This window comes from Bradyrhizobium sp. HKCCYLS3070, from assembly GCF_051167575.1.
GTDB lineage: Bacteria > Pseudomonadota > Alphaproteobacteria > Rhizobiales > Xanthobacteraceae > Bradyrhizobium.
Genome location: NZ_JBNPTI010000002.1, coordinates 517,751 through 529,713, shown reverse-complemented (window position 1 = coordinate 529,713; position 11,963 = coordinate 517,751). Strand labels below are relative to the sequence as shown.

Below are 11,963 nucleotides of genomic sequence, written 5' to 3'. Positions count from 1 at the left end.
GTGACGCAAAGTTCGCCGTCAGCCGCGGACGGCGCTCTGACCGGCCAGCACCGGGGTCGGACGCACGACGCGGGACGGCTGCAGCACGGCGAGATTGCCGATGAACTGGCGCGCGCTGTTCTCCCAGGAGCGGTCGAGCGCAAATGCCCGGCAGGTCTCGCGCGACATGGTCAGCGCCTTCAGGCAGGCGGCGCGCAGGTCCCAGTCGATCGCCCCGATCGGATGATCGGCGATGACGTCGAGCGGACCGGTGACGGGGAAGGCCGCGACCGGCGTGCCGCAGGCCAGCGACTCCAGCTGCACGACGCCGAACGTATCGGTCAGGCTCGGAAACACGAAGACGTCGGCGGCCGCCATGTGCGCGGTCAGATCGTTGCCGGTCTTCTCGCCGAGGAAATGCGCCGCCGGGAAGCGACGCTCGAGCTCCGCCTTCTGCGGGCCGTTACCGATCACCACCTTCGAGCCCGGCAGGTCGAGCGACAGGAAGGCTTCCAGGTTCTTCTCGACCGCGACGCGGCCGACGGTCATGAACACCGGACGCGGCAGATCCAGCGCGACCGGCGCGTCCGGATTGAACAGCTTCGTATCGACGCCCCGGGTCCAGAAGCCGAGCCGCTTGAAGCCGCGCGACGCGAGGTCCTGCTTCAGCGAATTTGTCGCGACCATGGTCATCGCGGCGGCGTCGTGGAAGCGGCGCATCACCCAATAGCCGACGGCATCGGGAATGCCGGTGCGCACAGCGACGTACTCCGGAAAGCGCGTCGTGTAGGACGTCGTGAACGGCAGGCCATGGCGCAGGCAGTAGCGGCGCACCGCCCAGCCGATCGTGCCTTCGGTGGCAATATGGATCGCATCCGGCGCCGCCGCCTCGATGCGCCGGGCGATCTCGCGGCCGTTGGTCACGGCGAGCCGCAGGCCCGGATAGGTCGGCACGCCGAACGACGGAAAGCCTTCCGGCGTGAGGAAGGTGATGTCGGCGCCGAGGCCGGCGGCCGCGCGAGCCAGCGAGGTGAGCGTGCGCACCACGCCGTTGACCTGCGGGTGCCAGGCGTCGGTTGCGATTAAGATCCGCATAAGGCGATCCGGAAAGTTGCAGCGATTCTGAACAGCCGCAAATTCCGACATTGTTATTTCAGGCGTGTGACGTCATCGAACTGTCGAAGGGTCTTTTTGCCCGCCAACTGCTGTTTTCCCCGCGATCTGTGGCTGTCCCGCGCGGCTGCTGTCGTGAAACCGTCATGAAACAAACGGTTAAGCCGACGAAACCTTTTTGCGCGCAGCGCGCAAACGCAACGAAACTTTTCTCCCCTATGAGTTGCAGCATCGGGCGCGGGTCAATGCGCCGCAGAGAATGATGACAGGCAACTGATTTTGACGACGCCGGTCGAGACAAGCACGGCGCGCACCAAGCGATCAAACGAGGGGACGTCCATATGTTCACGTCAGGCACAGTCGGTTCGCGATCCCGCATCCTGTTCGCTGCGCTGATCGTCGGTACGTTCGCTGCGGCAACGCCGACGCAAGCCGCGCCTCCGGCCCCGCTCCCGTTCCCTTTCCTGCTGCCGCCGCCGATGGCGACCTACGAGCCGCCGGCAACGACGCCGCAACTGATCACGCCGCGCGAGGACGAGGCGACCGCTTATGAGATGCCCGCGCGCCTGCGCCGCCAGGTCGTGAGCTACGCCACCCGCGAGGCACCCGGCACGATCATCATCGACACACCAAACAAGTATTTGTACTACGTGCTCGGCAGCGGCCAGGCGATGCGCTACGGCATCGGCGTGGGCCGCGACGGCTTTACCTGGTCCGGCGTGCAGTCGGTGACCAGGAAGGCGGAATGGCCGGACTGGACGCCGCCGCCGGAGATGATCGCGCGCCAGCCTTATCTGCCGCGTCATATGGCCGGCGGTCCCGGCAATCCGCTCGGCGCCCGCGCGATGTATCTCGGCGGCACCGTCTACCGCATTCACGGCACCAACGCGCCCGAGACGATCGGCACGCATGTGTCGTCGGGCTGCATCCGCCTGACCAATCAGGACGTGATCGACCTCTATGCCCGCGTCAGCGTCGGCGCCAAGGTGATCGTGCTGCCGATGGAGCGCCGCGCCGATCTCGGCCGCATGACCCGCTGACCTGCGCGGGCCGCACCGCTCGTTCCTTCTCCCGGATCCTCCCTGACTGGACCGCCGAGGCCCGAAAGCCGCGGCGGTCATTTCTTTGCGCGCATGCCGCCGTTCACCATCACGGCCGATTGATGATGGTCCGCGTCACGGGCTGCCCTGGCGCGCCTCCGTCCGGCCCTGTAAGCTCGGCAATCTTGTATTAACCGCGATCTCGCCGCTTCCGGCATGGGCCGGCGCGGCAGTTGGAGTCCGTGGATCCGACATGAACCTTCCGACACCGCGACCGGATTGGCAGAGCAGGCCGCATCCGCTCGCCCCGAAAACGCAGCGGCCGCCGCGGCGCTCGCCGCCCCGGCTGCGGCTGATCCTGATCGGCGCCGCCGGCCTTGCCGCCGTCGTGCTGATCGGCATCATCATCGTGGAGGTGTTTCTGTTCTCGGGCAGCACGCCGGCGCCGCAGCTGACCCAACTGCCGCCGCTGCCGCCGGCCACGCGCAACTCGATCATCATGACGCCGGTCTCGATCTCGCTCGGCGCGATTCGTGACGCCGCCGAAAAGGCCACGCCGCGCAATTTCTCCGGCAAGGCCGACAACCCCGTCAACCAGATCCTGCAGAATGCCGACATCGGCTGGACGGTCACCCGCGGCGCCATCGCCGCCACCGGCACCCAGGACACTTTGTCGCTGGCGACGCCGCTCTCGGGCCGGCTGAACGTCACCGGATCGCTGTCCGCCAAAGCGACCGGCGCGCTCGGCGACGCCATCGGCGGCCTGCTCGGTGCGGATGCCGCCAAGCAGATTGGCGGCATCAACATCAAGAACCTGAACGCCACCGCCGACATCAAGGGCAACGTCCTGATCGCGATGCGGCCACGGCTGGCCGCCTCCTGGTATGTCGAGCCGAACTTCACCGCCCAGGTCAATCTCGGCGACACCGCGCTGACCGTCGCCGGCGCCCGCGTCAACGTGCCCGCGCAGATGAAGCCGGTCATAGACAAGACCGTCAACGACCAGCTCAGCGCGCTCAGCGACAGGCTGCGCAAGGACCCGACCATGCGGCGCGTGGCGCAGGCGCAGTGGGCCCGCGCCTGCCGCTCGGTGCCGCTTCAGGGCACCACGCCGGGACTGCCCGCCGTCTGGCTCGAGATCAAGCCGACACGGGCGCTGGCCGCGCAGCCCGCGATCGATGCGAACGTCGTCAGCGTCACCATGGGGATCGAGGCGGAGACCCGGGTCACGGCAGCCGAGACCAAGCCGGAGTGCCCGTTCCCGGACAAGATCACGATCGTTCCGCCCACCGCGGGCACCGTCAACGTCGCGGTTCCGATCGATGTCCCATTCACCGAGCTCAGCAAGCTCGTCGACTCGCAGCTCGCCGGGCGGACGTTCCCCGAGGACGGCTCCGGCCCGGTCGCGGTGACGGTGAAGCATGCGACCGTCGTGCCCTCCGGCAACCGGCTGCTGATCTCGCTGCAGGTGAAGGGAAAAGAGAAGGAGAGCTTCTTCGGCCTCGGCGCCGACGCGACGGTGCACATCTGGGGACGGCCGATGGTCGATCAGGCGCAGCAGATCCTGCGGCTGTCCGACCTGCAGCTCGCCGTCGAATCCGACGCGGCGTTCGGCCTGCTCGGCGCCGCCGCGCGCGCCGTGGTGCCACATCTGCAACGCGCGCTGCTGGAGCGGTCGGTGGTCGATCTCAAGCCGTTCGCCGACAATGTCCGCGACAAGATCGCGACCGCGGTCGCCGAACTGCAGAAGAACGAGAACGGCATCCGCGTCGACACCGACATCAACAACCTCGCTTTGACCGACATCGCCTTCGACGCCACCGTGCTGCGCGTGATCGCCTCGGCGGAGGGCACGATGTCGGTTCGAGTCAATACATTGCCAGGACTGTGACGGCCCGTTTCGGAACGTCGCATCCCGTCGCTGCACGCGTTTGCGGACCGTGCAACGACCGGCAATGATTCAATCGGGCCTGACCTGGTCTGGCGACACTCACGAATGTCCGCGCCGTTTCCGGTAGCCGGATGCAGCCGCATCGCGCGAGCGTGCGGCGGCCCCGAGGCCATACGTTTCGCGAGGCTTGACGCGCCCTCACGAATTCCGCAACACGGCGCAGAGAGACGTTGTCGGGCCCTTTCCGCGCGCCCGTCGCAGGAAACATTCCGTAACAAAATTCTTCGCAAAACGCCGCGATTCTAGGTCACTTGTCGGTATGGCCCAGACACAACCACACATTCTTGTCGTCGAGGACGACCGCGAGACGCGGACGCTGATCGCGAAATATCTGCGCAACAATGCCTGCAACGTGACCACCGCGACCGACGGCCGCGAGATGACCCGCATCATGGGCGACCACCGTGTCGATCTCCTGATCCTCGACGTCATGCTGCCCGGCGAGGACGGCCTGACCTTGTGCCGCAAGCTGCGCGCGGAATCGCAGGTGCCGATCATCATGCTCACCGCGCGCGGCGAGGACGTCGACCGCATCCTCGGACTGGAGATGGGCGCCGACGACTATCTGCCAAAGCCGTTCAATCCGCGCGAGCTGCTCGCCCGCATCAACGCGGTGCTGCGCCGGCAGGCGGCCGCGATGACGGCGAGCGCAACCGAAGGCGCGACGGCGCTGAGCTTCCTCGGCTGGACGATCGACTTCCGGCTGCGCGAACTACGCAATCCCGAAGGCGCGCGCGTTGCGATGACGAGCGCCGAGTTCGATCTGCTCCGCACCTTCTGCGAGCGGCCGGGCCGCGTGCTGTCGCGCGACAGCCTGCTCGACCTGACGCAGGGCCGCAGCGCCGGCTCGTTCGAGCGCTCGATCGACGTGCTGGTCAGCCGCATCCGCCGCAAGATCGAGCCGGACCCGCAGGAGGCCACCATGATCAAGACCGTGCGCTCCGGTGGCTACATGTTCACACCCGTCGTCGAGGTGGTGACTGGCCCGCAAAGCCATTGACCGGCCCGATCGAATGGCGATGTCATGATGTCGTTCGGCTTTCTCAACCTCAAGGGAATCCGCGGCCAGATCACGGCGCTGGTCGCCATTTCGATCGTGGCGCTCCATGCCATCATCACGGCGACGTTCCTGATCTATCGCGCCGAGCAGCCCGACCCCGAAAACGAAGTCGGGCCACTTCAGCTCGCGACCGCCATCCGCATTCTTGGACGCGCGCCCGCTGCCGAACGGCCTCGACTGATCTCCGACATTGCCCGCGCCTATCCTGAGTTCGAGCTCAAGCCTCACGTGGGGCCTCTGCCGGGTGATTCCGGCCGCCGGCGCGAGCCGGCCGGCCCCGACGTCGAGGCCGGGACCGGTGGCGACGAGCGCCGCCCGGCCCCTCCGGAGCTCGCCGACGGACGGCCTCACGGTCCAGGCGGCTTTCGTGGCCTTGGCCCAGGCTATCGCGTCTTCATGCCGCCGCCCGGCTCCCAGACGCGCACCGTCATCTTCGCTCTGCCCGATGGCAACATGGTTTCGGCTCGAATGGCCGACCGGCCGCACCGGCCACCGTTCTGGGGCGCCCCATGGCTGACGACGATCATGTTCGCGCTGATCAGCACGACACTGCTCGGCCTGTGGGCGGCCCGCGCGCTGACCTCACCGCTGTCGAGCTTCGCCAAGGCTGCCGAGAGCTTCAGCCTCGACGGCGATGCCACTGCCCTGCCCGAGCGCGGACCGGAAGAGATCCGGTCGCTCGCGCGCGCCCTGAACCGTATGCGCCAACGCATCACGGCGCTGATGAACGACCGGACCAAGATGCTGGCGGCCATCAGCCACGATCTGCGGACACCGCTGACCCGCATGCGGCTGCGCTGTGAGTTCGTCGAGGACGAGCTGCAGCGCAATCGCATGCTGGCCGATCTCGATCAGATGCATGCGATGCTGGGCTCGGTGCTGTCATTCCTGCGCAACGGCCGCAAGCTCGAGCCGATGACGCTGGTCGATATCGCGAGCATCCTGCAGCTCGTCGCCGACCAATTCGCCGATGTCGGCCACAGCGTCACCTATATCGGCCCGGCGCACGCGATGGCGACGGTGCGTCCCGACGACCTGATGCGTTCGGTCACCAACCTGGTCGAGAACGCCGTGAAGTACGGCAAGGAAACCGTCATCAGACTGGTGGCGTCGGGGAAGTGCCTGACGATCGACGTGGAGGATGATGGACCCGGGATCGCCGATGCGCGCAAGCCCGACATGCTGGAGCCCTTCGTGCGCGGCGACGATGCCCGCAACATGGACGAGGCCACCGGGTTCGGCCTGGGCCTCTCGATCGCGAAGGCGATCGTCCAGGCGCATGGCGGCGAGCTGTCATTGCACGATCGCAAGCCAAGCGGACTGATCGCCCGCATCGAGCTGCCGCTCGGCCAGACCACCTTGCGCCCCGCAGCATGACGCGCGAACGCGCCCGGACGGATCCGGGCGCGCCGCTTGGGCAGTCAGCTAGACGTCAGTGACGCCGTTTACTCCGAGTACTTGAACTCGGGCATCGACTTCAGCTGGTCCTTGGTGGCGTTGATCATCGCATGGTCGGGATACCAGCGATTCTTCGAGGAGCTCATCGACGAGGATGACGAAGTGCCGGTGGCGGCGCCGGTCGTCGTGGCCGGCGGCGTGGTCGCCTTGCCCGAGGCCGGAGCGTTGGAGGCGGTGTTGGCCTGAACCGGCTGGTCCGAGAACTTGACCTGATCGAACGAGACAGCGACGAGGTGCTCACCCATGCCGAGGAAGCCGCCGACGCCGATCACGACGCCCTTGACTGCGCCGCTCTTGTCGATCAGCAGATCGTCGATCGAGCCGACATTCTCGTTGTTGTTGTTGTAGACCTTCACGCCGACGAGCTTGGAGCTGCGCCAGTCGCCCTGATAGGACGCGACGGTGGTGTCGCTCTTGATCGTGGTGTTGGTTGTGGTGGTGGTGCTCTCCGCAGCAAAGGCGGCGGTCGCGAGCAGCAGGGAACCGGCGAGGCCGGCCGCAACAGTCTTCATCATCATGTGGTGTCTCCTCTAGGTGGATGGTGACGAGAGAACGGCAATGGACAGTCGGCGTTCCGCGGGAACCACGATTTCGTCATGCTGCGCGACAAGCAGCCTCAGTGCGCCGCGGCAGTGTCACTTTGTGACGTTCGGGGGATCCGGGTGACGTCGCTCACATCGCCAAGCCGCACCGCCGCGCCTAGCACGGGAGCCCGACTAACAGGTCTACATTGGCTGGAGCTGGTGTAAGCCTATTGCTGCTAGCTCGGTTTCACCTCTCCCCCGCCTGCGGGGTGAGATCGGATTGCATCGCCAGTTGCGATCCGGGTAAGAGGGTACAGATCTCCCCATCGGGCTTCCCGTGGGTCTGCCCTCCCCCCAACCCTCTCAGCGCGAGCGAAGCTCGTCGCGCCCCCGTAAGAACGGGGAGAGGGAGCCGACCGTCAGCGCTGCAACGACCCGCAATAGTCAATCGAGCCTACGCCGCCATCGCGCCGTTCTCGTCGACGGACTCGGCATAGAAGGCGATGGTTTCGTAGCGATAGTCGCAGAGGCGGCAGTGCCAGAGATAGGCGGTGCGGCGGCCATCCTTTTCGACCCAGGACGGCAATGCGATCGCCTCGCCACATTGGGCGCAGGGATTGTTGCGCGGCAGATCCACGACGCGAACCGTGGATGGCATCGCGTCGATATCGAATGAATGGTCGATGCTGGGTGAATGATCGTCGGCTGCCTTCACGGCCATGACGCGCTCCCTCTCTGTTCAGTCTTCTTGAATGAGTCAGGCATGCTGTCGAACTGACGGCCCTGATCTTAGCCGCGCGGCGGTTGTTTTGCACGCGCCGGGATGCCGCGCGACATCCGACCTCACGGAGATGGGATCAACGCGTTTGATTCAATTGCCGCCGGAGAGACCGCCGGTTCCGCGACATGACGGGCACCCGCCTTGCGCAGATGGATGGTGGCGATGTCGTCGGCATAAACCTTCTGCCAGCCGTCGACGTGATCGAGCAGCTTGGTCGCAGCACTCTGCGTCCGCAGCAGGGTCGCCTCGATGTCGTAGTCCTTGAGCAGACGGAACAGATTGTTCGGCTCCATCAGGCCGGACGCGGCGTTGTGATCGACGAAGAACTTTTCGCCATAGAGCTCGGTGCGGCCGTCGATGAACGGCGCGACACCGGCTGAGATCAGGTAGCCGCCGAAATCATAGTCATTGAGAACCCGCGTGAGGTTGAGCTTCTTCAGCTCGGTCACGGCCGCGACCGGGGTGCCGCGCATGTTTGGCGTGTAGTTCAGGATCGAAGCCGAGGCGACCGTGCCGGCGCCGAGCGCGAGCATCACTGCCGCCGTCAGCGCCGCTCCCGACGCGCGCCCCCGCGGCAGCACGGGCGACGCACCCGCCTGCCGCGCCAGCGGTGCGGCGAGCACCAGCGGGCCGACCAACGCCAGGATCTCCGCCGCGCGCGCCTGCGCCAGCGCCATGTGCAGCAGGCCGAGCAGCATCAGGATCCGCACCGGAGGCAGCCTGAGACCATGGAACAGCGCGACCCCGATGGCGATCAGCAGGCAAATCTCGAACGGACCGAGCCCCTGGAAGTCGGTCGCCTTCCATTCCACGATCAGCGGCAGCGCCTGGCCCAGCGAGAGGATCTTCTGCGACGCCAGCAGCGCATTCCAGCCATAGGGCGTGCAGCAGCTCGCCGCCAGCGCGAGCGCCGCAAACCCGGCCCAGCGCAGCGCCAGGCCGGAGCGGACCGAGCGATCGGCATTCACCAGCGCGTCGAGCGCGGCGGGCGCGATGAAGAACAGGCCGAACACGAATCCGCCATGCAGATTGGCCCACAGCGCGATCAGCGGCACCAGCTGCCATGGCGGCGCAGCCCTGCGATCGGCCGCATCGACAAGTCCGGCGATCCAGGCGACCAGGATCGGAAACGCCAGCACATGCGGCCGCGCCAGCAGATGCGGCAGGCAGAGCAGGAACGCCGCGACCACGAACACCAATGTCGTGGCGTCGCGCAGATGCCGACCGAGGGCGCGCGCGAACAGCGCGAAGGACAGCGCGGTCGCCGAGGCCGCCAGCACCACCGGCCCGGTCCAGCCGGCGAACGTGTAAGCGGCGGCATAGGCGACCTGCGCCAGCCACTGCGTGGAGATCCAGGGCGCGCCGCGCAGGGTGAAGGAATAGACATCGACCTCCGGGACCGCGCGATGATCGATGATCCACTGCCCCACCGTGATCTGCCACAGCGTGTCGGGATCGTTGAGCAGCCGGTTGCCGGAGATCAGCAGCAGCGCATAGACGCCGGCGCCGACCCATAGTGGCAGCAGCGCCTGCGCGCGCCCGGCGGTCGCTTCGGTGTGGGTAACGGACAGCGTCATCGCGGCATGGCCCCGTTGGCGGAATTGCTCCGCCCAGCCAAGCATGCACGGCATAATTCGCGGTAAACCGCCGGCGCATCCGGACCCGACCCGGCGTCTTCGCCCCATTGTTGCCACATTATCGCCCGGCGTTCGCGCCAATTACGGTGTGCAAAGTGTAAAGCGCGTGCTGGGGGGCTACTCGGCATGCGTGTGGTTCCCGGGGGATCCTGACACATGAGACGTCTTGTGCTGACGGCCTGCATCGCAGGCTTCGCAATGGCTGGTCCCGTGCCGTTCGCAATGGCTGCCGATGATGCGAGCACCGCATCGGACAGTGCAGCCAAACCGAAGGCCGGCAAGGTCAAGCTCGCCCATGTCCGCTCTGACGGCACCAGGGAGCTGGCGGCACGCAGCGCGGTGACGAAGGCCGCGCGCGAGGTCGAGGCGATCGAGGCCGTCAGCAGCGCCGACACGTCGCCGCCGATGGACGCCAATGCCTCAGCGTCCGCCGACACCGACGCCATCCCGGCCGCTGCGGCCGAGCCCCGCGAGGCCGAGCGCAGGGCGGCCGAGGCCAAGCCGCGCCACATCGACACCGGCCATCCGCACATCGACGCGCTGGTGGCGGTGCACGCCGCCGCCAACAACATTCCGGAATCGCTGATCCACCGCGTCATCGTGCGCGAGAGCAAATACCAGAAGGACCTGGTCGGCCGCTGCGGCTGCATCGGCCTGATGCAGATCAAGCTCGGCACCGCGCGCGGCCTGGGCTACACCGGCGACGCACAGGGCCTGCACGATCCGAACACCAATCTCACCTATGGCGTGCGCTATCTCGCCGGCGCCTATCGTGCCGCCCGCGGCGATCACGACCGCGCCGTGCTCTACTTCGCCAGGGGCTACTACGAGGAGGCCAAGCGGCAGCGCCTGGCCGACGCGCGGCCCGCCGGCCGCTCCGAGCGGACGAGCGGCCCGCTCGACATCACCCCGAAGATTGCAACCGGCCGCCACGCGCGGGCGCACTGATCGCCATTGGTTCCAAGGGACACCGGCTTTGTCTTTCCGTGACACTCCGTTGACACGGGGGGATATCGGTCTATTTTAAGTGCGTTCCGAGGGGAGCTCCGAGGGGAGCTGAGATACCGCAGCGTGATGCGGTGACCCTTTGAACCTGATCCGGGTCATGCCGGCGAAGGGACAGGGATGCAGCAGACAACCACGCGCGGGGATGTCCCCGTTTCCATCATCGGTGCGGGCATCGCGGGTGCCTGGCAAGCCTTGCTGCTCGCGCGCGCGGGCCGCGAGGTCACGCTGCACGAGCGCAGCGACGCCGATCTGATGCTCTCCACCAGCCATTGGGCCGGCGGCATGCTGGCGCCTTATTGCGAGAGCGAGGTCGCCGAGCCGATCATCAGCCGGCTCGGGCTCGCCTCGCTCGACATCTGGCGGCGCGAGCTGCCGGACACGCCGTTCAACGGTTCGCTGGTGATCGCGCATGCCCGCGACCGCGCCGACTACGACCGCTTCGCCCGCCGCACCTCCGGCTATCAGCGGCTCGACGCGCAGCAGCTTGCGGCGTTGGAGCCGTCGCTGGAGGGCCGCTTCCGCGAGGGCCTGTTCTATCCGACCGAGGGCCATGTCGAGCCACGCCGCGTGCTGCCGAAGCTGCATCAGCGCATCGTCGAGGCTGGCGGCCGCGTGCTGTTCAACAGCGACGTCACGGCTGATGATCTCGACGGCCTCGTGATCGACTGCCGCGGGCTGGAGGCGCGCGACGCCGAGCCCGAGCTGCGCGGCGTCAAGGGCGAGATGATCCTGATCGAGACCGCCGAGGTGCAGCTCGCGCGGCCCGTGCGGCTGATGCATCCGCGCTTCCCGCTCTATCTGATCCCGCGCGAGGACAACCTGTTCATGCTGGGGGCGACTTCGCTCGAGGCCGAGGACACCGGCGTCAGCCTGCGCTCGGCGCTGGAATTGCTCGGTGCCGCCTACTCGGTGCATCCGGCGTTCGGCGAGGCGCGCATCCTCGAATTCGGCTCGGGGCTCAGGCCGGCCTATCCCGACAATCTGCCGCGCATCACCATCAAGGGCGAGCGCGAGATCCGCGTCAACGGCCTCTACCGCCACGGCTTCCTGATCGCGCCGGCGCTGGCGCAGGCGACCTTGAACTATCTCGCGCACGGCCAGATCGACAACGAGGTGATGCGATGCGCGTGACCGTCAACGGCGAGGCCCGCGACATCAGCGCGACCAGCGTCGCCGCGCTGCTCTCCGAGCTCGACTACGAAGGCACCCATTTCGCGATCGCGCTGAACTACGACGTGGTGCCGAAGAGCCGCTGGGCCGAGACGCAGCTCAAGACCGGCGACGAGATCGAGATCATCACCCCCCGGCAGGGAGGGTGATGCTCATGGAGCTCGCGCCACAACCACCACTGTCATCGCCCGCTTTCGCGGGGATGACAGGCTTCGTTGCGGCGACCACCGTCCGACATGACG

Annotated in this window: 11 protein-coding genes and 1 riboswitch; of the genes, 7 read left to right on the top strand and 4 right to left on the bottom strand. The window is 67.0% G+C overall.

Features of this window, described 5'->3' with window-relative positions:
* Window positions 1–18: 18 nt before the first annotated feature.
* Window positions 19–1,074: a glycosyltransferase family 4 protein gene (locus ACQR03_RS11070; protein ID WP_315717808.1), complete on the bottom strand. Its 1,056-nt coding sequence runs from the start codon at window positions 1,072–1,074 to the stop codon at window positions 19–21.
* 359 nt (window positions 1,075–1,433) lie between these two features.
* Between ACQR03_RS11070 and ACQR03_RS11065 the strand changes: the two genes are divergently transcribed.
* The 4 genes from ACQR03_RS11065 (at window position 1,434) to ACQR03_RS11050 (ending at window position 6,520) form a co-directional block, all read left to right on the top strand.
* Window positions 1,434–2,132, top strand: coding sequence for a L,D-transpeptidase (locus ACQR03_RS11065; RefSeq protein ID WP_315717809.1), 699 nt, complete (start codon window positions 1,434–1,436; stop codon window positions 2,130–2,132).
* 253 nt (window positions 2,133–2,385) lie between these two features.
* On the top strand, window positions 2,386–4,023 hold the full coding sequence (locus ACQR03_RS11060; RefSeq protein ID WP_316171691.1) for a DUF4403 family protein: 1,638 nt from the start codon (window positions 2,386–2,388) through the stop codon (window positions 4,021–4,023).
* A 319-nt stretch (window positions 4,024–4,342) separates the two neighbouring features.
* Window positions 4,343–5,083: a response regulator gene (locus ACQR03_RS11055; protein ID WP_315717811.1), complete on the top strand. Its 741-nt coding sequence runs from the start codon at window positions 4,343–4,345 to the stop codon at window positions 5,081–5,083.
* A gap of 24 nt (window positions 5,084–5,107) precedes the next feature.
* Complete coding sequence (locus tag ACQR03_RS11050; protein ID WP_434841291.1) at window positions 5,108–6,520, top strand: ATP-binding protein; 1,413 nt, start codon at window positions 5,108–5,110, stop codon at window positions 6,518–6,520.
* 68 nt (window positions 6,521–6,588) lie between these two features.
* On the opposite strand, the gene ACQR03_RS11045 is transcribed toward ACQR03_RS11050, so the two are convergent.
* From ACQR03_RS11045 to ACQR03_RS11035, 3 genes are all read right to left on the bottom strand, one after another.
* The gene (locus ACQR03_RS11045) at window positions 6,589–7,119 is read right to left on the bottom strand and encodes a PRC-barrel domain-containing protein (RefSeq protein ID WP_315750256.1); all 531 of its coding nucleotides are present in this window, start codon (window positions 7,117–7,119) and stop codon (window positions 6,589–6,591) included.
* Between the two features lie 460 nt (window positions 7,120–7,579).
* On the bottom strand, window positions 7,580–7,846 hold the full coding sequence (locus ACQR03_RS11040) for a hypothetical protein (RefSeq protein WP_315717814.1): 267 nt from the start codon (window positions 7,844–7,846) through the stop codon (window positions 7,580–7,582).
* A gap of 122 nt (window positions 7,847–7,968) precedes the next feature.
* The gene (locus tag ACQR03_RS11035) at window positions 7,969–9,483 is read right to left on the bottom strand and encodes a hypothetical protein (RefSeq protein WP_434841292.1); all 1,515 of its coding nucleotides are present in this window, start codon (window positions 9,481–9,483) and stop codon (window positions 7,969–7,971) included.
* A gap of 216 nt (window positions 9,484–9,699) precedes the next feature.
* On the opposite strand from ACQR03_RS11035, the gene ACQR03_RS11030 reads away from it, so the two are divergent.
* From ACQR03_RS11030 to thiS, 3 genes are all read left to right on the top strand, one after another.
* On the top strand, window positions 9,700–10,491 hold the full coding sequence (locus tag ACQR03_RS11030) for a lytic transglycosylase domain-containing protein (protein WP_316193140.1): 792 nt from the start codon (window positions 9,700–9,702) through the stop codon (window positions 10,489–10,491).
* A 79-nt stretch (window positions 10,492–10,570) separates the two neighbouring features.
* Window positions 10,571–10,681, top strand: a riboswitch (TPP riboswitch).
* Window positions 10,669–11,682, top strand: a complete 1,014-nt coding sequence (locus ACQR03_RS11025; protein WP_315717817.1) for an FAD-dependent oxidoreductase — start codon at window positions 10,669–10,671, stop codon at window positions 11,680–11,682. It overlaps the preceding riboswitch by 13 nt.
* Entirely contained in the window at window positions 11,673–11,870 is a 198-nt protein-coding gene (thiS, locus tag ACQR03_RS11020; protein WP_315750253.1) for a sulfur carrier protein ThiS, read from the top strand. The genes ACQR03_RS11025 and thiS overlap by 10 nt, the downstream gene beginning before the upstream one ends.
* Window positions 11,871–11,963: the final 93 nt, after the last annotated feature.

Excerpts from the sequence above, each read along its gene's own strand:
- ACQR03_RS11070 (WP_315717808.1), bottom strand. The coding sequence starts at position 1,074 with ATGCGGATCTTAATCGCAACCGACGCCTGGCACCCGCAGGTCAACGGC.
- ACQR03_RS11065 (WP_315717809.1), top strand. The coding sequence starts at position 1,434 with ATGTTCACGTCAGGCACAGTCGGTTCGCGATCCCGCATCCTGTTCGCT.
- ACQR03_RS11060 (WP_316171691.1), top strand. The coding sequence starts at position 2,386 with ATGAACCTTCCGACACCGCGACCGGATTGGCAGAGCAGGCCGCATCCG.
- ACQR03_RS11055 (WP_315717811.1), top strand. The coding sequence starts at position 4,343 with ATGGCCCAGACACAACCACACATTCTTGTCGTCGAGGACGACCGCGAG.
- ACQR03_RS11050 (WP_434841291.1), top strand. The coding sequence starts at position 5,108 with ATGATGTCGTTCGGCTTTCTCAACCTCAAGGGAATCCGCGGCCAGATC.
- ACQR03_RS11045 (WP_315750256.1), bottom strand. The coding sequence starts at position 7,119 with ATGATGATGAAGACTGTTGCGGCCGGCCTCGCCGGTTCCCTGCTGCTC.
- ACQR03_RS11040 (WP_315717814.1), bottom strand. The coding sequence starts at position 7,846 with ATGGCCGTGAAGGCAGCCGACGATCATTCACCCAGCATCGACCATTCA.
- ACQR03_RS11035 (WP_434841292.1), bottom strand. The coding sequence starts at position 9,483 with ATGACGCTGTCCGTTACCCACACCGAAGCGACCGCCGGGCGCGCGCAG.
- ACQR03_RS11030 (WP_316193140.1), top strand. The coding sequence starts at position 9,700 with ATGAGACGTCTTGTGCTGACGGCCTGCATCGCAGGCTTCGCAATGGCT.
- ACQR03_RS11025 (WP_315717817.1), top strand. The coding sequence starts at position 10,669 with ATGCAGCAGACAACCACGCGCGGGGATGTCCCCGTTTCCATCATCGGT.
- thiS (WP_315750253.1), top strand. The coding sequence starts at position 11,673 with ATGCGCGTGACCGTCAACGGCGAGGCCCGCGACATCAGCGCGACCAGC.